At 34.3% G+C, this 21,552-nt stretch carries 21 protein-coding genes; 15 read left to right on the top strand and 6 right to left on the bottom strand.

What is annotated here, in order from left to right; genetic code table 11:
• Position 1: 1 nt before the first annotated feature.
• From AC1QSP_RS09260 to AC1QSP_RS09210, 11 genes are all read left to right on the top strand, one after another.
• Positions 2 to 1,087: an NADH-quinone oxidoreductase subunit G gene (locus AC1QSP_RS09260; protein ID WP_484078453.1), complete on the top strand. Its 1,086-nt coding sequence runs from the start codon at positions 2 to 4 to the stop codon at positions 1,085 to 1,087.
• Between the two features lie 26 nt (positions 1,088 to 1,113).
• A complete protein-coding gene (gene nuoH, locus AC1QSP_RS09255) occupies positions 1,114 to 2,163 on the top strand; it encodes an NADH-quinone oxidoreductase subunit NuoH (protein WP_484078452.1) in 1,050 nt (349 codons plus the stop codon).
• A gap of 19 nt (positions 2,164 to 2,182) precedes the next feature.
• Positions 2,183 to 2,686, top strand: coding sequence for an NADH-quinone oxidoreductase subunit NuoI (gene nuoI / locus AC1QSP_RS09250; protein WP_484078451.1), 504 nt, complete (start codon positions 2,183 to 2,185; stop codon positions 2,684 to 2,686).
• Positions 2,686 to 3,204 carry an NADH-quinone oxidoreductase subunit J family protein gene (locus AC1QSP_RS09245; RefSeq protein ID WP_484078450.1) on the top strand — a complete coding sequence of 173 codons (519 nt, stop codon included), beginning with the start codon at positions 2,686 to 2,688 and terminating at the stop codon, positions 3,202 to 3,204. The genes nuoI and AC1QSP_RS09245 overlap by 1 nt, the downstream gene beginning before the upstream one ends.
• Positions 3,205 to 3,226: 22 nt before the next feature.
• Entirely contained in the window at positions 3,227 to 3,553 is a 327-nt protein-coding gene (gene nuoK, locus AC1QSP_RS09240; RefSeq protein ID WP_484078449.1) for an NADH-quinone oxidoreductase subunit NuoK, read from the top strand.
• A 4-nt stretch (positions 3,554 to 3,557) separates the two neighbouring features.
• Positions 3,558 to 5,450: an NADH-quinone oxidoreductase subunit L gene (gene nuoL / locus AC1QSP_RS09235; RefSeq protein ID WP_484078448.1), complete on the top strand. Its 1,893-nt coding sequence runs from the start codon at positions 3,558 to 3,560 to the stop codon at positions 5,448 to 5,450.
• Between the two features lie 6 nt (positions 5,451 to 5,456).
• Entirely contained in the window at positions 5,457 to 6,869 is a 1,413-nt protein-coding gene (locus AC1QSP_RS09230; protein ID WP_484078447.1) for a complex I subunit 4 family protein, read from the top strand.
• Positions 6,870 to 6,889: 20 nt separating this feature from the next.
• Complete coding sequence (locus AC1QSP_RS09225; RefSeq protein ID WP_484078446.1) at positions 6,890 to 8,278, top strand: NADH-quinone oxidoreductase subunit N; 1,389 nt, start codon at positions 6,890 to 6,892, stop codon at positions 8,276 to 8,278.
• Between the two features lie 113 nt (positions 8,279 to 8,391).
• Positions 8,392 to 10,248, top strand: coding sequence for a M1 family metallopeptidase (locus AC1QSP_RS09220; protein ID WP_484078445.1), 1,857 nt, complete (start codon positions 8,392 to 8,394; stop codon positions 10,246 to 10,248).
• The gene (locus AC1QSP_RS09215) at positions 10,248 to 11,021 is read left to right on the top strand and encodes a type III pantothenate kinase (RefSeq protein WP_484078444.1); all 774 of its coding nucleotides are present in this window, start codon (positions 10,248 to 10,250) and stop codon (positions 11,019 to 11,021) included. Before AC1QSP_RS09220 ends, AC1QSP_RS09215 begins: the two co-directional genes overlap by 1 nt.
• Complete coding sequence (locus AC1QSP_RS09210; RefSeq protein WP_484078443.1) at positions 11,021 to 12,064, top strand: acyltransferase family protein; 1,044 nt, start codon at positions 11,021 to 11,023, stop codon at positions 12,062 to 12,064. Before AC1QSP_RS09215 ends, AC1QSP_RS09210 begins: the two co-directional genes overlap by 1 nt.
• Before the next feature lie 31 nt (positions 12,065 to 12,095).
• Here AC1QSP_RS09210 and AC1QSP_RS09205 read toward each other — a convergent pair whose 3' ends face one another.
• Positions 12,096 to 13,460: a hypothetical protein gene (locus tag AC1QSP_RS09205; protein ID WP_484078442.1), complete on the bottom strand. Its 1,365-nt coding sequence runs from the start codon at positions 13,458 to 13,460 to the stop codon at positions 12,096 to 12,098.
• A gap of 104 nt (positions 13,461 to 13,564) precedes the next feature.
• On the opposite strand from AC1QSP_RS09205, the gene AC1QSP_RS09200 reads away from it, so the two are divergent.
• The 3 genes from AC1QSP_RS09200 to AC1QSP_RS09190 are packed head-to-tail and all read left to right on the top strand — an operon-like array spanning position 13,565 to position 15,845.
• Positions 13,565 to 14,134 carry an RNA polymerase sigma factor gene (locus AC1QSP_RS09200; RefSeq protein ID WP_484078441.1) on the top strand — a complete coding sequence of 190 codons (570 nt, stop codon included), beginning with the start codon at positions 13,565 to 13,567 and terminating at the stop codon, positions 14,132 to 14,134.
• Complete coding sequence (locus tag AC1QSP_RS09195; RefSeq protein WP_484078440.1) at positions 14,124 to 14,777, top strand: hypothetical protein; 654 nt, start codon at positions 14,124 to 14,126, stop codon at positions 14,775 to 14,777. Before AC1QSP_RS09200 ends, AC1QSP_RS09195 begins: the two co-directional genes overlap by 11 nt.
• Positions 14,778 to 14,804: 27 nt before the next feature.
• Positions 14,805 to 15,845 (top strand): TonB-dependent receptor, encoded by a 1,041-nt coding sequence (locus AC1QSP_RS09190; RefSeq protein WP_484078439.1) that lies wholly within the window; start codon positions 14,805 to 14,807, stop codon positions 15,843 to 15,845.
• Positions 15,846 to 15,904: 59 nt separating this feature from the next.
• On the opposite strand, the gene AC1QSP_RS09185 is transcribed toward AC1QSP_RS09190, so the two are convergent.
• From AC1QSP_RS09185 to AC1QSP_RS09165, 5 genes are read right to left on the bottom strand one after another with little or no spacing between them, the layout of a single operon-like run.
• Complete coding sequence (locus AC1QSP_RS09185; protein ID WP_484078438.1) at positions 15,905 to 16,600, bottom strand: SIMPL domain-containing protein; 696 nt, start codon at positions 16,598 to 16,600, stop codon at positions 15,905 to 15,907.
• Entirely contained in the window at positions 16,597 to 17,010 is a 414-nt protein-coding gene (locus tag AC1QSP_RS09180; RefSeq protein WP_484078437.1) for a PH domain-containing protein, read from the bottom strand. Before AC1QSP_RS09180 ends, AC1QSP_RS09185 begins: the two co-directional genes overlap by 4 nt.
• Before the next feature lie 58 nt (positions 17,011 to 17,068).
• Positions 17,069 to 17,356 carry a hypothetical protein gene (locus AC1QSP_RS09175; RefSeq protein ID WP_484078436.1) on the bottom strand — a complete coding sequence of 96 codons (288 nt, stop codon included), beginning with the start codon at positions 17,354 to 17,356 and terminating at the stop codon, positions 17,069 to 17,071.
• A complete protein-coding gene (locus tag AC1QSP_RS09170; RefSeq protein ID WP_322971583.1) occupies positions 17,356 to 17,844 on the bottom strand; it encodes a YkgJ family cysteine cluster protein in 489 nt (162 codons plus the stop codon). Before AC1QSP_RS09170 ends, AC1QSP_RS09175 begins: the two co-directional genes overlap by 1 nt.
• Before the next feature lies 1 nt (position 17,845).
• Positions 17,846 to 19,198 carry a hydroxymethylglutaryl-CoA reductase, degradative gene (locus AC1QSP_RS09165; RefSeq protein ID WP_484078435.1) on the bottom strand — a complete coding sequence of 451 codons (1,353 nt, stop codon included), beginning with the start codon at positions 19,196 to 19,198 and terminating at the stop codon, positions 17,846 to 17,848.
• A gap of 180 nt (positions 19,199 to 19,378) precedes the next feature.
• Here AC1QSP_RS09165 and AC1QSP_RS09160 point away from each other — a divergent pair, with 180 nt between their 5' ends.
• The gene (locus AC1QSP_RS09160; RefSeq protein WP_484078434.1) at positions 19,379 to 21,541 is read left to right on the top strand and encodes a S9 family peptidase; all 2,163 of its coding nucleotides are present in this window, start codon (positions 19,379 to 19,381) and stop codon (positions 21,539 to 21,541) included.
• Positions 21,542 to 21,552 lie beyond the last annotated feature (11 nt).

Here is a 21,552-nt window from a genome sequence, read left to right as displayed (position 1 = left end):
GATGGCAGAAGAAACACCATTATTTAAAGTAACCATTGATAACCAGACGGTAGAAGTGCCTGCTGGTACAACGATACTTCAGGCCGCTCGTATGATTGGTAAAGAAGTTGCACCGCCTGCAATGTGTTACTACGAAAAGTTAGAAAACACAGGTGGAAATTGTAGAACGTGTTTGGTCGAAGTTTCGAAAGGAAGTGAAGCTGATCCACGTCCGATGCCAAAATTAGTTCCGTCTTGTCGTACAACAGTGATGGATGGAATGGTTGTCGGGAACAAAACTTCTGAACGAGTTGTAGAAGCACGTAAAGGTATCGTTGAATTATTGTTAATCAATCACCCGTTAGATTGTCCGGTTTGTGACCAAGCAGGTGAGTGTAAATTACAAGATTTAGGATACGAACACGGAGCGGAAGCAACACGTTACGAATTTGATCGTCGTACGTTCCCAAAAGAAGATTTAGGGCCGAACATCGAGTTGAATATGAACCGTTGTATCCTTTGTTACCGTTGCGTAAAAACAGCGGATCAAATTACAGGTTGTCGTGAGCACGGAGTAATGTACAGAGGAGATCACGCCGAAATTTCAACACATATCCATAAGTCATTAGACAACGAATTCATTGGAAATATCATTGATGTTTGTCCAGTTGGGGCATTAACAGATAAGACGTTCCGTTTCAAAAATCGTGTGTGGTTCTTAAAACCGGTAGATGCACATCGCGATTGTCCAACATGTTCGGGTAAAGCGCAGATTTGGTTCCGTGGAAATGAAGTTTTCCGTGTAACAGCGCGCAAAAACCAATGGAACGAGGTGGAAGATTGGATTTGTAATACGTGTCGTTTCGAGAAGAAAGACATCAACGATTGGACATTAGAAAAACCAGCGGAAGTATCGAAAACATCAGTGATTCGACAAGGACATTATACAGCGAATAAGATTCAACCTGAAGAAACTTTCCCGAAAGTCATCAAACGAGATCCAAAAATCTTGTTAGACATTCATCAAGTTTCGGAAGTGAACGAACCTGATCGTGATATTTCGAAAATTCAAGGTCCAGCAACAAGCTTAGATTATAAAAAAGACTAAATCATACGTAAATTAAATTAACACAAATGACGGAAGAACAAATTGCTTTTGTTTTAGAAAAGTTAGCTTTAGTTGGCGTAATGATTGGATTTTCGCTAGCAGTTGCTGCTTATTCTACGTGGGCAGAACGTAAAGTTGCTGCTTTCTTACAGGATCGTATTGGTCCGAACCGTGCCGGTATTTTTGGGTTATTGCAACCATTAGCCGACGGATTAAAATTATTCTCGAAAGAGGAAATCACACCAAAAGATGCCAATAAATTCTTATTCATCTTAGGGCCAGCTTTGGCAATGATTGTGGCTTGTATGACAGGTGCAGTTATTCCTTGGTCAACAGCTTTTGAGATTGGTGATCGTCTTGTGGTTCCACAAATTGCAGACATCAATATCGGATTCCTATACATCTTAGGTGTATTAAGTTTAGGCGTGTATGGAATTATGATTGGAGCATGGGCATCGAACAACAAATACTCGTTAATGGGAGGATTACGTGCGGCGTCACAAATCATTTCGTACGAGTTACCAATGGGATTAACGTTAATCACGATTTTGATGATGACAGGATCATTGAAATTAAGTGATATCGTTGCTCAACAGCAAGACAACTTTTGGTTCATCATCTTACAACCATTAGGATTCTTAATTTTCTTGGTTTGTTCATTTGCCGAAACAAATCGTACACCATTCGATTTACCGGAAGCTGAGAACGAATTAATCGGAGGTTATCACTCTGAATACTCTTCGATGAAAATGGGATTCTTCTTATTTGCGGAGTACATCAATATGTTCATCAGTTCAACCATTATCGCAACGATTTACTTTGGTGGATACGATATTCCTTTTGTAAATGATGTGGCGTTAGGCGAAAAAATTGGTGCAAACTGGTTAGCAATCTTACATTTTGCTTCATTATTTGGTAAAGCTTGTTTCTTTATCTTCTTCTATATGTGGGTAAGATGGACGATTCCTCGTTTCCGTTACGATCAGTTAATGGATTTAGGATGGAAGAAGTTATTGCCATTAGCATTAATCAATATGTTGATTACAGGATTAGTTATTTTATTAATGAACAATTAATCATCAAAACCTCAAGAAAATGGAAAGAATTACAAATAGAGCGAAACAAGTAGAACGTAAACCAATGAACTTTTGGGAAAGCATCTACTTAATCGCAATTTTTAAAGGATTGATGATTACAATTAAGCACTTTTTTATGAAGAAGGCGACAATCAACTATCCAGAAGAGAAAAGACCGTTTAGTCCTGTGTTTAGAGGATTACACGTTTTAAATAGAGATGAAGAAGGACGTGAAAACTGTACAGCGTGTGGACTTTGTGCCTTAGCTTGTCCAGCGGAAGCGATTACGATGGAAGCGGCTGAACGTTTACCAGGTGAAGAGAACAAATACCGTGAGGAAAAGTACGCAGCAAAATACGAAATCAATATGTTGAGATGTATTTTCTGTGGATTCTGCGAAGAAGCTTGTCCGAAAGATGCGGTGTATTTATCACAAACGGTAGCGCCTGCAAGTTTTAATCGTAAGAACTTCATCTATACGAAAGAAGATTTATTAATTCCTCATCCAAAAGCAACGAAATAATGGAAATAACAGAAATTTTATTTTACGTTTTATCGGGCTTAACGGTGTTGAGTGCGTTATTAATGGTGTTCAGTAAAAGTGCTGTACATTCTATTTTATACTTAATCATTACTTTTTTCTGCATCAGCGGACATTATATTTTATTGAATGCGCAATTCCTTGCCATCGTTAATATCATTGTGTATGCCGGTGCGATTATGGTTCTGTTCTTATTCGTGGTGATGTTAATGAACTTGAATCACGAAAAGAAAACGTTTGGGAAAGCAACCAAATTATTAGCCGCAAGTTTAACGTGTATTTTATTTGTGGCGTTAACGGTGGGCATTTTAACAGGTCAACCGACAGCTGCTAATCAAGGTGTGCAATTATTCGAGGGAGAAATTGGTCTAATCAATAACCTTGGGCAATTGTTATACTCGGAGTATGTTTTACCATTCGAATTAAGTAGTATCCTTTTTATTTCAGCGATGATTGGAGCAGTCATCTTGTCGAAAAAAGACGATGAATTAGTGAATTAATAATTAAAAAACGAAGTACAAAATGTTACCAATTAGTTATTATATAATATTATCATTAGTTCTTTTCGCGATAGGAATGACAGGTGTGGCGATTCGTCGTAACGCGATTATCATTTTTATGTGTATCGAATTAATGTTAAACTCAGTGAATTTATTGTTAGTGGCATTCTCTAAAATGCACTATATGAAAAATCCTGAGTTACAAAACGGAACAGATGCACAACTTTTAGTATTCTTTATTATGGTTGTTGCCGCTGCTGAGGTTGCTGTTGGTTTATCGGTGATTATCTTATTGTTCCGTAAACTTTATAGTGTAGATATTAATGTTTTAAAACGTTTAAAAGGATAATAGAATGGAAAGTTATTTATGGTTAATCCCGTTAATTCCATTCATTGGATTTTTAATTAACGGTTTAGGACGAAAAGTTTTATCTAACGCTTTAGTTGGATTTATCGGAAGCGCTGCAGTGTTAACAAGTTTTATCTTGTCTGTTGTCGTTTTTATGAATGTACCTTCTGGCGCAGATGCAGCACCAATTATTGTAAAGTATTTTGATATCATCAATTTACCAACGATCAAAGTGCCATTTGCTTTTCAGATTGATGCATTAACAAGTTTATTCTTATTGATTATTACTGGAGTTGGATTTTTAATCCACCTTTACAGTACAGCGTATATGAGTGAAGACAAAGGATTCGGGAAATTCTTTGCTTACTTAAACTTGTTCATCTTCTTTATGTTGTTATTAGTAATGGGGAATAACTTCTTCATAATGTTTATCGGATGGGAAGGTGTAGGTTTATGTTCATTTTTATTGATTGGATTCTGGTACACAAATCCAGATTATGTAAAAGCAGCGAAGAAAGCCTTCATTATGAACCGTATTGGTGATGTTGGATTCTTATTAGCGATGTTTTGGATTTTTAACCAATTCGGAACATTAGAATACGAAGTTGTTTTTGCGCAATTAGGTGAAAATTCTAAAGCCATTGCTTCAGGAACAATCGTAGGAATTACATTATTATTGTTCTTAGCAGCAACAGGAAAATCAGCACAGTTACCATTATTCACATGGTTACCAGATGCGATGGCTGGACCAACTCCAGTTTCTGCGTTAATTCACGCGGCAACGATGGTGACAGCAGGTATCTTTATGATTACGCGTTGTAATGAATTATTTGCTTTAGCTCCATTTACATTAGAAATTATTCAATATGTCGGAATGGCAACAGCCTTAATCACTGCTTCTATTGCGATGCAACAAAACGACATCAAGAAAGTGTTGGCTTATTCAACAGTTTCTCAGTTAGGATTAATGTTCGCAGCTATTGGTTCTGGTGCTTATATCGCAGCCGTTTTCCACGTAATGACACACGCCTTCTTCAAAGCGTTATTATTCTTAGGTGCAGGTTCTGTGATTCACGGAATGCATCACGAACAAGATATGACGAAGATGGGTGGACTGAAAAAATACATGCCAATCACTCACATTACGATGTTAATTGGATGTTTAGCGATTGCAGGTATTCCAGGTTTATCAGGATTCTTCTCGAAAGACGAAATGTTATTAGGAATGTTTATTTCTAACCCTGTGATTTACGGTTTAGGATTTATCGTTTCGGTAATGACAGCATTCTATATGTTCCGTTTATATGCCATGACATTCTTAGGTGAGTTAAGAAACAAAGATGCTCATCCACACGAAAGTCCAGCACCAATGACAATTCCATTAATAATCTTAGCAGTTTTATCTGTATTCGCTGGTTACATCGGAATTCCAGCTTTGTTTATGCAAGATGGACACAAATTACAATCCTTTTTAAGTGGAGTGGTAAACTTTGGTGAAGTACATCACGTGGCACATTCAACTGAATGGATCATGATGATTGCATTATTTGTATGTGTGATCGCAGCAATTTTATTTGCCGTGAAAAAATTCAGCAGCAATGTTGAGGAAGGTGAAGCGACAGGTTTGGCGAAATTCTTTGCGAACAAATGGTATATCGATGAGGTATACGATAGCGCAATTGTTAAGCCAATCACTGAAATCGGTGATGTTTTAAAGAAATATGTAGAGAAAGCAGGATTAGTTGCTTTAGTGGGTGGAGTTGGAACATTTTCAGCTCGTGCTTCGCAACGTGTTCGTGCGCTACAAAACGGAAATGTAGGTTTCTATATCTTGATGATTATCGTTGGGGTAACATTAGGTATCGGAATATTTTTCATTGATTATTTTATAAAATAGACAGAAATGCTTTTACCTTTATTTATCATATTACCATTCATCGTAGGTGTTTTTATGCTCCTAATGAATGGACAAAAACCACAAAAGTGGTTAGGAGCATTAGTGAGCGGTGCATTGGTAGCTTTATTCTTTTACTTGTCTTGTAACGGAAAAGAAATGGCGTATCAAACCGATTGGTTTTCGTTTAATAATGTAAAAACATACATCGCCTTAGACGGAACAGGTTTAGGAGGATTGATGCTATTATTATCGAATCTGGTTTACGCAGCTTTATTCATTTACATTGGTTCATCAGATCAAAAATATTCAAACAGTTTTTACGGATTATTATTAATAGCATTAGCTGGATTGAATGGTGTATTCTTAGCAAACGATTTAATTTTATTCTATTTCTTCTGGGAAATCGTCTTGATTCCAATCTATTTCTTAATCGGAATTTGGGGAAAAGGTGCAGATAAGATTAAAGCGAATATGACATTTTTCCTTTACACGGTTTTAGGTTCAATGTTTATGTTAGCGGGAATCATCTATATCGGATTTAACTTAAAACCAGTTTCATTTTTAATTACAGATGTGCAGCAAGTAACAACGCCGTATTTCTCAACGAATACATTCTTAGCGTTATTATTCTTAATTGCTTTTGTGATTAAAATTCCAATTTTCCCATTCCACACGTGGCAACCAACAGCGTACAAAACTTCGCCAACTCCGGTGACAGTTGTATTAAGTGCGTTAATGGCAAAAATGGGATTATTCGCAGTGGTGCATTGGTTCTTAGGATTATTTCCTTCGATTTCTGAGTTGTTTAACTACTTCTTATATGTAGCAATTTTCGGATTAGTGTATGCGTCTTTAATCGCTTTAAGTTCAAAGAACATCAAGAAGATTATCGCCTACAGTTCGATTGCACACTTAGCGTTGATTTTTGTGGCTTTATTTACACAAAATGAAATCGGAACACAAGGGGCTTACTTCCAAATGTTCTCTCACGGTTTAGTGGTTTTAGGACTTTGGTTAATAGTAGATGTGTTAGAGCGTCAATATAATGTTAAAGACATCAATTCGATCAAAGGTTTAGCAACAGCAAATCCAACATTAGCGATTTTATTGATGATTTTTGGTTTAGCGAATGTGGCTTTACCGTTAACAAGTTCGTTTATTGGTGAGTTTATGATGTTGAATTCGTTATTTAGTTATCAACCAATCTTAGCGGTATTTGCGTGTTTAGGAGTTATCCTTTCAGCCGTTTACACGCTGAGATTAGCCGGAGCAATTATGTTCGGTGAAGTAACGAATATCGACTTGAACGACCGTACAAAAGATACGTCTGGAGTAATCATGGTTTTAGCGGTTGTAGCTATCATCGTGATTTTCTTAGGAGTTTATCCAACGCCAATCTTTGAAATCATCGCACGTTAAACATTTTTGAATTAAACAGTATGAATACGATTATAATCTCAGCACTTTCAGGAATCATTTTAATGTTTAGTGGTTTCTACATCAAAAACAGTCGTGCGTTAACTTTTATTTCAGCTTTAATGTTTATCGCAATCATTATTGGTGGAGTATTCGAATTGAATGGATGCAAGATGTTGGATGGTAGATTCCCAAATATGATTGGAGAGTCGCTTTACGGAGTATCATTTATCATAGGATTAGCTGCGTTGGCAGTGTTCTATTTATTAATCAATAAAGACCAATTTGGCAAAGTTGGGAATCACGTTGGCGAATATTTCGCACTGATTTTCTTCTCTTTCACAGGAGTTGCTGTTTTAGGGCAATTCAATAATTTGGTTTTAATGTTCTTAGGGATTGAATTAATGTCGATTCCAATGTACATCATTGCCGGAACAAACAAAGAAAGTTTAAAAAGTACAGAAGCTTCTGTAAAATATTTCTTGATGGGAGCATTCTCAACAGGAATCTTATTATTAGGAATCACATTTTTATACGGAGCAACTGGAACATTTTTAGTGGATAACATCGATAAGTTTGATCAAAACTTTGAAATGATTTATTACTTAGGATGGATTTTTATCATCTTCTCGTTCTGCTTTAAAGTAGGAGCTGCGCCTTTCCATATGTGGACACCAGATGTCTATTCTGGGACGCCAACGGTATTCACCTCTTATATGTCGACAATCGTAAAAGGAGGTTCATTCTTAGGATTTATCTTAGTAATGCAACATTTCCCAGCGAATGCCGAATACAGTGGATACTTAAGAGTTTTATTAGGTGCAATTATCGTCTTGACTTTAGTATTAGGAAATTTTGGAGCAGTAACGCAAAAATCAGTGAAGAAAATGATGGCTTATTCGTCAATTGCTCAAGCTGGTTTTATGTTGTTCGTTTTATTCCAAGTCAATTCAGTTTCTAAAGAAGCGTTATTCTTCTATACCATTGTTTATTCGGTAGCGAATTTCATTATTTTCTACACGATTCAGCAAACAAAAGCAGAGAAATACGAAGACTTAATTGGATTAGGAAAAGCCAATCCTTTCTTAGCTGCTGCAACTTCTGTAGCCCTAATTTCATTAGCAGGAATTCCATTAACGGGAGGTTTCATCGCGAAGTTTATGGCGTTAAGTATTGGTGGTGCAAATGCAGAAAACTTAGTGATTATCGTAATAGCTTTAGTAATGGCGGTATTATCAATGTACTACTATTTTAAAGTGATTATCCATATGTACTTTAAAGAAGGTCATTCCAACATTAAAACGCAAGATGGTTTAACAACTGCTTTATTGGTTGTCGGAATCATTGTTTTAATTGTAATGGGTATTTTCCCAGGAATTTTACCTTCATTTTTAGCAACGCCAATGTGGTAAAATAGAAAACAACTAAATTCTCACCCATAAAGTGAAAAAGCTCGGTTGAATCGAAAGAGGATACCGGGCTTTTTTTGTAAGTTTGAAATACTAAAGTTTATAGAAAAGTTAACATGAGAAAATTTACACTAATTCTGTGCTTATTCTTGGTGCAATTTGTATTTGCACAACGCAAAGGATATTGGCAACAAAAGGTGGATTACAAAATGACGATTGATGTAAAAGACGATTTATATCAATACGATGGAAAAATGAAGTTGAAGTACACAAACAATTCAGGTCAAAGCTTGAATAAAGTGTATTTCCATTTATACTTCAATGCCTTCCAACCACAATCGATGATGGATTACCGTTTAGCAAACATCGCTGATCCAGATAAGCGTATGGTTTCTAACATAGGTACAAAAGAAAATCCTAAAATGCAATCGCGTATCGCGACTTTAGGGCCTGATAATATGGGTTACCAAAAGATTAAATCGTTAACACAAAACGGGAAGGCAACTTCTTACAAAGTGGACGGAACAATCTTAGAAGTAACATTAGCAACACCAATCAAACCAGGAAAATCAACAACGTTTGATATGGTTTGGGAAGCGCAAGTACCAGAACAAATTCGTCGTTCAGGACGTAACTCAAAAGAAGGAGTGGCATATTCAATGACACAATGGTATCCAAAAATGGCTCAATTTGATGAGTTCGGATGGCATTTAGACGAATATGTAGGACGTGAGTTTATCGCTCCATTCGGAAACTTTGATGTAACAATTAACATCGGAAAAGATTATGTGATTGGTTCATCAGGAGTTTTACAAAATCCAAAAGAAGTTAAAGGATACGATGCAAATGCAAAAATCGTTGAGAAAAACGGAAAAGCATCTTGGAACTTTAAAGCCACAAACATTCACGATTTTGCGTGGGCTGCAGATAAAGACTTTGTCGTAGATCAAGGAACTTCAAAAGGTGGTGTAAAAGTATACTTAGTATACAAACCAGGAGAGAAAACTACAAAAGTGTGGAAAGAAGCAATGCCTTATGCCACAGAATTCTTTGACTATTCAGCAAAGAAATTTGGAGCTTATCCATGGCCAACATACACTGTTGTACAAGGTGGCGACGGTGGTATGGAGTATGGAACGGCTACTTTAGTAACAGGTGAAAGAAACTTAGAGTCATTAGTAGGTGTAATATTCCACGAAGCGGCACATTCTTGGTACCAACATTTATTCGGAATCAATGAGACAGTTGATGAATGGTTCGATGAAGGATTTACATCATATGTGGAGAACTTAGCATCATTACAAGTTTTAGAAAAACAACAAACTATTCCATCGAATCCTAATTTAGGAGCTTACAAAGGATATGTAGCGTTAGCATTATCAGGTAAAGAAGAACCTGCAAGTTTATTAGCAGATTATTATAATACAAACTATGCGTATTCATTAGAAGCTTACTACAAAGGTCAAGTTTTAGCGATTCAATTGGGATATATCATTGGACAAGAAAACTTAGATAAAACATTCTTAGAATTCTATAACCAATGGAAATTTAAACACCCAACAGCAAACGACTTCAAGCGTGTAGCAGAAGAAGTTTCGGGCGTGAATTTAAAATGGTACTTCAACTTATTCATCAATACAACACGTAAAATTGATTATGCAGTAGAGAATGTGCAAGGAAACACATTCCAAGTGGTTAATAAATCAGATTTTGCAATGCCTTTAGATGTTTTAGTAGAATACACAGACGGAACAAAAGAGTTATTTTACATTCCATTACGTGAGATGCGTGGGGAAAAACCAGCAGAAAATTTAGTAGAATACCAAGGCGTAAAACGTACCGTTCTAACAGATGCTTTCTGGACAAATCCTGTTTACGAAGTAAAAGCATCGAAAGCAGTAAAAACAATTGTTATTGATCCTACACAGCGTTTAGCAGATGTAGATTACACAAACAACGTATACAAAAACTAATGTTATTAGCAGTTAATATCGGCAATTCGAATATTCGTTTTGCCGTTTTTAAAAACGATTCAGAAGTCATTACGTGGACGATTAATTCGAAACCCGCACGTACAGAATATGAGTTTTTTGCAAAATTCAGTAATATGTACGAACCGTTCGGAATCAATAAAGAAGATATTACAGATATTGTGATTGGTTCGGTTGTGCCACCTTTAACCATGAATGTAAAAATTGCGTTGAGAAAGATTCACGGTTTTAAACCGATGATAGTCGATCGCGATACACCAGGTGGAATTGTTCAGTATTCGAAACAAATGGGAACAGATTTATATGCGAATGCAGTCGCTGCTCATCATTTGGGATATGAAGGAAAGAAAATCGTGATTGATTTCGGAACGGCGTTAACGTTTTTAGCCATTGATGAGGTTGGTGAAGTGACAGGAGTAATTATTGCGCCTGGAATTAATACGGCTTTAAATTCGTTGGTAGGAGAAACAGCTCAATTACCAGAAATCGAATTGAAAGCGCCAGCCACTGTTTTAGGTCGCGATACCGTTACATGTATGCAATCGGGAATGGTCTTCGGTTACCTTTCAATGGTTGAGGGAATGATTGACCGAATCAATAAAGAATTAGGTGCTGAATGTACGGTGATTTCTACCGGAGGTTTAGGTGGAATTTATAAACCATTGACCGAACGAATTCAGTTTGACGATCGTTTACACACGATTAAAGGATTGAAATTATTGTATGATTTGAATAAAGATTCTTTCGAAAAGTAATGAAAAAGATCTTACCAAACTTAACACCTTTAAGATTCTTTCTAGCGCTATTTGTTTTACTTTTTCATTTGCCAGAATTTGCAGAAAATAGAGGTTTTCCATATTATAATAATCACCCTATTTTTTTTAAGGGAAATGAAGCGGTTTATGTATTTTTCACATTAAGCGGTTTTTTAATCATTAGAAATTTGATTAGAGAGAAATTTACTTTTGAAAAAATAAATCTTATTCAATTTTATAAGAAAAGAGCATTAAGGATATTTCCATTATATTATTTAGTTTTATTTATAGGATTGGTATATTATAACTTGATTCTTCAATTTTTTGGATTTGAATTTGAAAGGAAATACAATCTTATAGAAGGAATATTTCAAGGGATATTTTTTCTACCGAATATTTTAGCAAGTGATCAACCAGGTGGAATTTTAGAAGTATTATGGTCAATAGGTATTGAAGAACAATTTTATCTGATTATTGCTCCAATATTTTTCTTAATCAATAGAAAATATATTTTACTTTTTTTAATTGGATTTACATTTATTTATGCTTTAATTTTTCATTTAAAAGTATTACCATTCTTAATCCAATATAGAATGTATTTTTATTTTTTCTCTATGGGTGGAATATTAAGTTTTATTGAATTTAAGAATTTCAATAAATTAGATTATAAAATTCTTGAAATTCTAAATTATACGATATTTATAATCATATTTTTTACGAATATCTTTCAAGAGAACTTAAGTGATTTGGGGTTACATTTATTGTATTCCTTAAATTTTTCTGCTACAATTTATTATCTTTCAAAGAAATCTATTCCTATTTTAGATTCAAAGGTGTTGAATTATTTAGGCTCTATTTCATATGGGATTTATATGTATCATGCAATTATATTTCAGGTTGTTGGTTTTATTTTTTTAAATATAAAGATTAACAATGATTCATTACACATCGTTTTATTTTATAGTTTAGTGATTAGTATGACAATATTAATATCGTCTCTTTCTTATAAATATTTTGAAAGTTACTTTCTCAAATTAAAATAAATAAAAAAGCCACTCAATTGAGTGGCTTTTTTTATTGTAAATCTGAACTGAAAATCACATCTATTGGATCTTCGGGTTCATTTTGTAATATGATAATTTGAGGATAATTCAATCGTAAAATGGATTTATGCAATTGATAAGGCTGAAGATGTTCATGGACTTTTTCAATCTTTTTATTGATCAAAGGAATTTCATATACCGATATTTTTTCTTCCTTGGCATCATCATAATAAAACTTTGGGACACCATTGTAAGATGATAGTTTCTGTTCAATATGATGTTTAATCTCAAAATAATTAGCAGGAACTTTTATCAAGAATAAAGCTTGAAATAACAAACTGAACCAAGCAAAGTACAACAAGTTTTGATCTGATATTATTTTACATTTTCGAATGATGATTAATATAGCAAACCAAAGCAAAAAGAAACTCATCGATAATAAACGTTGTGCTAAAGGTTCAATTCCTTGAAATATAGCGGCAAAAAATGTAAGAAATGCTATAATCAATGATGATGCAATAACAAGTAGTTCAAATGTAAATTGAGCTTTCATTTTTGACTTTAGTTTTTGATAGATGATAATAATGAACGAGAAATCAAATGCCAATAATAAAAGGGATATGACCGTTTTAAGTATGGAATGAAAATCAAATACCTTAATAAAAAACAACGGATTAAATAAATTGATCACCCCTACAAAATCTTTATAGGTATCAATAATAAAATGGTCAGTTTCATCATTAGCTCGTTCACTACCAGCCGTAAATGAACCAAATTGATAATAATTAAATAGCAAAAATAATCCTATTCCAAAACCACTTCCCAAAAGACTTCCTAGCATGGGTACGCGGTATTTTTTGTTGATGCGCCATGTTAGCATCAAAAGAATAAACGTACTAACGCAAAGGAACACATTAGCATAACGAATACTAATTAAAAGTGTACTTAATATACTAGTGTATAATATAAACGATTTTGTATCGATTTTTTGATGCAGCAATTGATGAAAGCAATAAATATAAAAGTAGACCAAAGGTAAAGTGAGATACTCTGATCCTTGATGAATAAAAATCCAAAAAACGGATTTCAATGTCATCACTATGAGTGTTTCGATCACATAAAATTTCTTCCAAATCGAGAACCCTATCATACTTCCAAAACAAATCATTTTCAACAGTAAGGAACTGTAAAAATATTCTCCCGTAATCAATGAAAAGAATTTAATGGCTATGGGAAATCCTAATGGTAATAAATTGGTGGATGGATGAGGTAATTCATCAGCAATCTTTAGATAGGCAGGAAAGTCTCCTACAACTCCACCATAAGCCAATAAAAATGGGATGATTAATAGAGAAAATGCAATGGCGACAAATAAAAATTTAAATTGTAATTTCATGGAATAGACTTGAATTTCTGAAAATTAAATAAAAATTTCAATTTTGATTGTAACCTTTTCCAAAACTTACAGTCTATACTATAAAGCACTATAAATTAACCCACGTGAAACTATTTATAAATTCTAAAAAATCAGCAGAAGAGCTTTTGGTCGAACGGCTAAAAAAATCTGATCAAAAAGCACAACGCGAATTGTACGATCAATGTGCCAAGAAAATGTTAGCCGTTTGTCGCAGTTATATTACCGATGCACATTACGCAGAAGATTGCATGATCAATGGTTTTTGTAAGGTGTTTAATCACGTGATGAAATTTGAAAATAAAGGAAGCTTTGAAGGATGGGTTCGACGAATCATGGTCAACGAATGCTTAACGTTTTTACGATCGAATAAAACATTGATTTATGTGGATGATGCACGGATATCTTCATACGATGATATTGATGATGAATTGGACGAATTAGAATTCACATTTAATGTCGAAGAAGTGCTACAAGAGTTGCCAGAAACGTATCGCTTGGTTTTTAATCTTCATATCCTTGAAGATTATTCGCATCAGGAAATTGCAGAGGCATTAAACATTTCGGTCTCTTCGAGTAAGACACAATTGTTTCGCGCAAAAGCCAAATTAAAAGAAATCATCCTAACCAAAAAAAGAATTCAACATGAAATTTAAACATTACATACAATCAGAAATTAATCAAAAAGAAGTCGAACCATCGCACGATGCCTGGGATCGTATTCAAGCGCGTATGGAGAACCAAGCTCCAACTGTCGTGATTGAAAAATCTTCTAAAAAATGGTGGGCAATTGCTGCTGCTGTTATTGGATTAGCGGTTTGTACGACGGTTTATTTTTCAATGAATAAGGATACGAATGTTTCGCAAATTGTGAATGAAAGTACCGTTCCAGAAATCAAAAATTCATCTGAAACTTCACCTCAAGAACATTCCGCAACGGAAATCTTAAATCAGATTGATGATTTTCAAGATACAGAAATGGTCGAATCAAAATCGAACCCTACTTCATCACCTCATCCGATGAAAGAAGAGAAAGAACAAATGGTTTCGAATCAAAATTCAGAATCAAATATAACTGAACAACCTCAGCAACAATCGATACAAAAACCTGCTTTGGCAACGGGATTAAAGCCAGTACCACAACAAATGGCGACTAATTTGGATACAGTAAAAGTGAAAAAGAAAAAAGGAAATTACGTAGATCCAAGCATGTTGCTTTATTCGATTGAAAACAAAGAAGCGTTAAAAGAAACACAGAAAGAAAAGACACGCGTCGCTGTTATCGACTTAAACAAATAATCAAACCGTACATAAAAAATACTATATATGATAAAGAGAATTATCGTAGCAGGAATGCTGTGCCTTTTCGCTACACCGACTTTTGCTCAAAATATTGCCATCGATTTTAATAAAGGTGGAAATCAAGATAAAGTTAGTCCTAAAGTTCGTGAAAAAATGGACGAATTTCAACTTCAAATTCGCGAAATTGTAAATGAAGAAAAAGCAAAATTAGATGCCGAAATCCAAAAAGTAGAAAAGGATTTAGCAGAAGGTAAACTTTCGAAAACAGAAGCAGACGAAAAGAAAGAAGCATTAGCTATTCAATCTTCAGATTTAATCAACGAAAGAATTCAAGCAGTAAACTTTGATTTAGATGAATTGATTAAAAAACAAGTAGCTTTTGCCATTTTGAATGGAAATGATGCTGATGCAGTTCCAACAAAATCGGAATTAGAAAAAAAGCATCGTGCAACGCATAATATCACAGGTTATATTGGATACGGTTTTATGGGATTTTCTGAAAAACAAAATGAGGAATTGGATAACCGTTTAGGTTTTGCGAATAACTTTGAGCTAGGTCTTTCTTATACAAAGCAATTTAATCGATCTAGTCCTTGGTCGTTGAAATCTGGAATGGTCTTCTCTTGGCGTACGATACGTTTGGACGACGATTACAAATTTGTGAGAGATACTGACGGAAATACAGGATTAATGCATAATGAAACACAATTGGATAAAAGTAAATTAAGAGGTTCATATTTAATTGTTCCGTTAGGTTTACAGTATACCTTTGGAAAATCAGTTACAGTTGACGATTTTACGTATTACAAAGAAAAAGATATTGCAATAACTGCTAATGTGTATGGAGGTGTAAAATTGGCAAACAATAACATTGTAAAAGGAGACAACATAAGTTTTAGAGATAAGAAAGATTATAACTTGAATCCGTTTATTTATGGGGCGCAATTAACATTCAAGATTAATTCAGTGAACATCTACGCGCGTCAAGAGTTCTCGAATTATTTTGATAAAAATACATTCGATGACCGTAAGATGTTCCAAGTCGGAATTAACTTCGGATTCTAAAAAAAAATCATTTTTTAGTGCAAATAAAAAGGCGATGGTAATCCATCGCCTTTTCTATTTTATTCTAATGCATATTTCACTTGAACATTGGCCTCAAAATGTAATTTTTTAAATTCAATATCCATTGGTTTGTATTCTTGTTTCGTTTTTATACTAGCCATACCTCGAACTACTATTCCTTGAACATTTCCGGATAAATTCATTGCAGAATTCTCTCCAATATGAATCGCTTTCCCAACTTTCTGATCAATTGCTTTTGCCATATTATTCGCATTAATTTTACTTTGTTTCATCGCTTTCGCTTTTAAAAAGTTTATTAAATCAGCCTCTTTAGAATATTCAGTTTTTAATAAATTAACATTTGAAATTCCGTTTAATTCTAATTCATATAACACTTTTCCAGCAGTTGGTGCATCAAAAAGTAATAGCGAAAATTGTTTTACTTTTATGATATTCTGACCTTTTAAAAAGTAATTTTTAAAATTACTTCCAGCATCATCCATAAACAGTTGTTTTTCGATATTGATGTTTAGCTTTCGTAACGTTTGTTCTAATTTTTGTTCTTGTTCTTCTAAACTGATTTTGTTTTTAGAATCGGCTTCGTTTAATGTTATGCTCAGATAAATTCGATCTGGAGTAATCAGTGTATCGACTTTGGCTGCTGTTTCGATATAAGGTTGGTCAATAAAATTTTTCTGCGCAAAGCTGTAAATACTTGTTGAAAGTAGAAGTAGAAATGTCAAAATTGATTTCATAATTGTAATTCGATATTTGGGTTAATTTGTTTTAATTCTTGGATAAATTGTTCTCTCTTTTTCGGTGAAATTAAAATGGAATCAAATTTATTATAATTAATTTCAATTCGATCCAGTGAGAGTGCTGGACTGCTGATCCAACTTTTAGATTTTCTAATGGTTTTGATTTTTTCAATAGGTATGGTTTTATGAACGATAAATCCAACCTGAACAACTAATTGTTTTGAATGGGTATTGATTATATAGGTCGTAGTTAAAACTAAATAGGTAATAAACATAAACAACAAGCCAATAAATACTATTCCGATGAATTTAAAATCGGTATAAACAAAATAGAATAAAGAAATCAAGGGGAGATATGCTAATAGAATAAATTCAGTTCCAATTTTAGATTTATAGGTATTAGTCATAGTGAATTAATTTCCTTAAAAATAAAAAAAGCTACCGAATTTCGATAGCTTTTAGAATTTATAATTTGCCTTGTTTTAAGGTTAAAAGTAAATGCTGAATAATAACAACGAATCCAACCGAAACTAAGAATAACATTCCAGCTTCAAAAGCGAGTTTCGGATTAGCGCCTTCAATTTTTAAGAAAATCAAATATGCTAATAATGTTGTTGTCATTTGAATCATTCCGCTTCGTAAACCAACTTTATTGATGGCTGCACGATCCTTGGCTTTAAAACCCCATATCAATTGATGAATGGTTGGAATTAATAAACCAATAAAGGCAATGATAGTATAAGTGATAATCATTACAATTTAATTTGTTTTTGCATTTGTTCCACCACTTCATAAGTCGCAGGACAAATCAACGTATTTTTAATGGTTAGATGATTGATTTGATAAAACTTCTTACGATCCGTATGCGGATATTCACGACAAGCTTTTGGTCGATCTTCGTACACCAAACAATAATTATCCGAATCCAAGAATGGACAAGGTGTTTGTTGTAAGACATAATCGTTATCTTCATCAATGCGTAGATATTTCTCGATAAATTGGCTTGGTTTCAAACGAAACACATGCGCCAAACGTTCAATATCTTTATTGGTAAATAGAGGTCCAGTTGTTTTGCAACAGTTGGCACACGAAAGACAATCGATACGATCGAAAACTTCTTCGTGGATATCCTCCATTTGTTGGTCTAAATTTTTAGGTGGTTTTTTCTTCAGCTTTGCTAAAAACGCTTTGTGTTCTTTTTGTTTTTCGCGGGCTTTTTTGAAATATTCTTCTAAATTCAACCTAATCCTTTTTAATTTCTTGTTCTGCTTTGATGCCTCTTAATTTTCCGAACTCTTCAATCACAGTATGATGAGTAACCGTTTTATCTTTAAAGAAGTTCACAAAGTATTGTTTTTCTTCGTCTGTTGCTTCCAATTGGTTTAAGATGTTCATCAAGTGCATTTTCATGTGTCCTTTTTGGATTCCAGTTGTCACTAACGAACGTAAAGCCGCAAAGTTTTGCGCTAAACCAGCGACAGCAACGATTCCCATCAATTCACAAGCTGAAGGTTTTCCTAAAATTCCTAACGCTAATTTTACGATTGGATGTAAAGATGTTAATCCACCAATTGTTCCTAAAGCGGTTGGTAAATCAATCCAAAAACGGAAAATTCCATCTTTTACTTCACAATGTGTTAAGGAAGAATATTGACCATCTTTTGCTGCATACGTATGCGCACAAGCTTCTACCGCACGGAAATCATTTCCTGTTGCGATAACCACTGCATCAATTCCGTTCATGATTCCTTTGTTATGCGTTGTCGCACGGTAAGGTTCAATTTCTGCAATGCGAACGGCACGAGAGAATTTTTCTACGAATTCTTCAGCCGAAACATTTCCTTCCGCTAATTGTTCAACAGGACAAGAAACTTCAGCTCGTACAATACAATCTGGTGTGTAGTTCGATAAAATACACATGACGATTTGCACTGACTCTTTTTCTTCAGATGTAAAAGTATCATCAGCATCGATTTCATTTTTCAATGTTTTGGCAAATTGCTCTAAACATGAATTAATGAAATTCGCTCCCATCGAATCCACCGTTTCAAACGATCCTTTAATTTGGAAGTAGTTTTCTAAATCTGCAGTTTTATCAATTAATTCAAGGTTTAAGATTCCACCATTACGCGCACGCATATTTTTGGTAATATCATTCGTTTCCTCGATTAATTTTGCTTTAATATTGTTTTCAAACGCTGTTCTTAATTTTTCAACATCACCTTCATACATGAAATGAACGTGACCTAATTTCGTTGTTGAAAGAACGGTTGTTTTAAATCCACCTCGGTCTAACCAAAACTTAGCCGCTTTAGAAGCAGCTGCAACTACCGAAGATTCTTCGACCGCCATTGGGATCGTGTATAATTCATCGTTGATTAAAAAGTTTGGTGCTAAACCAAAAGGCATATAAAAGTTAGAGATTGTATTTTCAGAGAATTCGTCGTGCAGTTTTTGTAAGTCTGCATCGTCGTTCCAATATTGTTTCAAAGTTTGGATGGCTTTTTCGTCACCATTAAGGTATTCGTTGACTAACCATTCAATTTTTCCTTCTTTCGATAATTTCGAAAATCCTTCTACGGGTTGATGTTTCATATTGGATGATAAATTTTAATTGTTGCAAAATTAAGAACCTTTGTTTTATAAAGTTGAATAAATCTTATGGAATTGCCTAATTATTTAACATTGTTTGTAACAAAAGCATAGTTATACGGACTGATAGAATAACTATTTTGTTATATTTGATTGTTTATACACATGTTTTAGGATAAGATTATGAAAAAGACTTTATTAAGTTTTCTGGTTTGTACGGTAAGTATGTATACTTATGCACAGAAAATTACGTTGGAAAACATTTACGGAGGAAAATACAGCGAACGTGGTTTGCGTGGCGTAAACTCGATGAATGATGGAGAAAATTACACGATACTAAATGAACAAGGTTTAGTAAAGAAAACGTATCAATCGACATTGAATAAATCCATTGATAAGGAAGTGGTATTAGTACCAGGAAAATTCCAAGGATATGAATTTTCAGCTGATGAGCGTTATGTGTTACTACAAAACAATGCTGAGAGTATCTTCCGTCATTCGTTTACAGCAACGTATGAAGTGTTTGATACGCAAACGAAATCTAAAGTAAAAGTCTTTGATGGTAAAGCTATTCAAGAGCCCTTATTTTCACCAGATGCTTCTAAAGTTGCATTTGCTTATGAGAACAATTTATATGTTCAAGATTTAAAATCGAACCAAATCACTCAAATCACAAAAGATGGAAAGAAAAATGAAATCATCAATGGAATTTGCGATTGGGTGTACGAAGAAGAGTTTGGATTTGTTCGTCATTTCGATTGGAATGCCGATGGAACAGCTTTAGCTTTTGTTCGTTTTGATGAATCGAAAGTAAAAGAAATCAATATTCCGATTTATTACCAAAATTTATATCCTCAAGAATTAAAATTCAAATACCCAAAAGCGGGAGAAGATAATTCAGAGGTTTCATTACATGTTTACAATGTAAAATCGAACACAACAGACAAAGTTGATTTAAGTGGAGTACAGAACTATTACATTCCTCAAATCAAATTCTCGAAGAAATCGAATTTATTAACGGTGATTACTTCAAACCGTCACCATAACAGTGTAGATGTTTCATTTTACGACATCAATACTAAAAAAGTAAACAAGTTATTTACTGAAACGAATAAAGCGTGGATTGAAACAGATCATTTCACTTTAGAGTTCTTAAATGATAATTCATTCTTATGGGCTTCGGAGCGTGATGGAAATAATCACATGTATCATTATGCCGATAATGGAAAATTAATTCGCCAGATCACGAAAGGTGATTGGGAAGTAACGCGTTACTACGGATACAATCCTGCGAACAAAACAATCTATTACCAATCGACTGCAAATAATGGAAAGCGAGTTTCTACAGAACGTCAGATTTTTGCAGTTTCATTAGATGGAAAGAAAACAACGCAGTTAACAAAATTAGCGGGAACTAATAATGCCGCGTTCTCAAAGAATTTCACTTATTTCATCAATACATTCTCTAACATCGATACACCTCGTACGGTAAGTTTAGTGGAAACGAAAACAGGAAAAGATTTAGGAATTATTATGAACAATGATCACGTAAAACAGCGTGTTCAAGCAGATAATATTGGATCAAAAGAATTATTCACTTTAACAACAGCTGCAGGTCACGAATTGAATGCTTATGTAATTAAACCGAAAGATTTTGACCCAAATAAAAAGTATCCTGTTTTAATGTATCAATATTCTGGACCTGGTTCTCAAAACGTCAATAACACATGGCAATCGACAAACGACTATTGGCACCAAATGCTAGCACAAGAAGGTTACTTGGTTTTCTGTGTAGATGGTCGTGGAACCGGTTACAAAGGTGAAGCATTTAAGAAAGTCACGTATATGCAATTGGGTAAATATGAAGTGGAAGATCAAATTGCTGCTGCTGTAGAAATCGGAAAATTACCTTACGTAGATGCATCTCGTATTGGAATTTGGGGATGGTCGTTTGGTGGATATATGTCGTCTAATGCATTATTCAAAGGAAACGACGTGTTCAAGGCAGCGATTGCAGTTGCCCCAGTAACAAACTGGCGTTTTTATGATACAGTTTACACGGAACGATTCATGCGAACACCACAAGAAAATGCGGCTGGATATGATGACAATTCGCCAATTAATCATGTCGATAAATTTAACAAGGGAAGTTTCTTATTGGTTCATGGAACAGCAGACGATAATGTACATACACAAAATGCATTTGAGTTATCTGAAGCCTTAATTCAAGCCAATAAAGATTTCCAAATGTTATACTATACGGACAAAGATCACGGAATTTACGGTGGAAACACACGCGTACATTTGTATCGTCAGATGACAAACTTCTTAAAGAACAACTTATAAAACACATAAAA

This window comes from Faecalibacter sp. (assembly GCF_057177045.1).
Note: the sequence above shows the minus strand (reverse complement) of the source record. Positions and strands in the feature narration are given on the sequence as shown.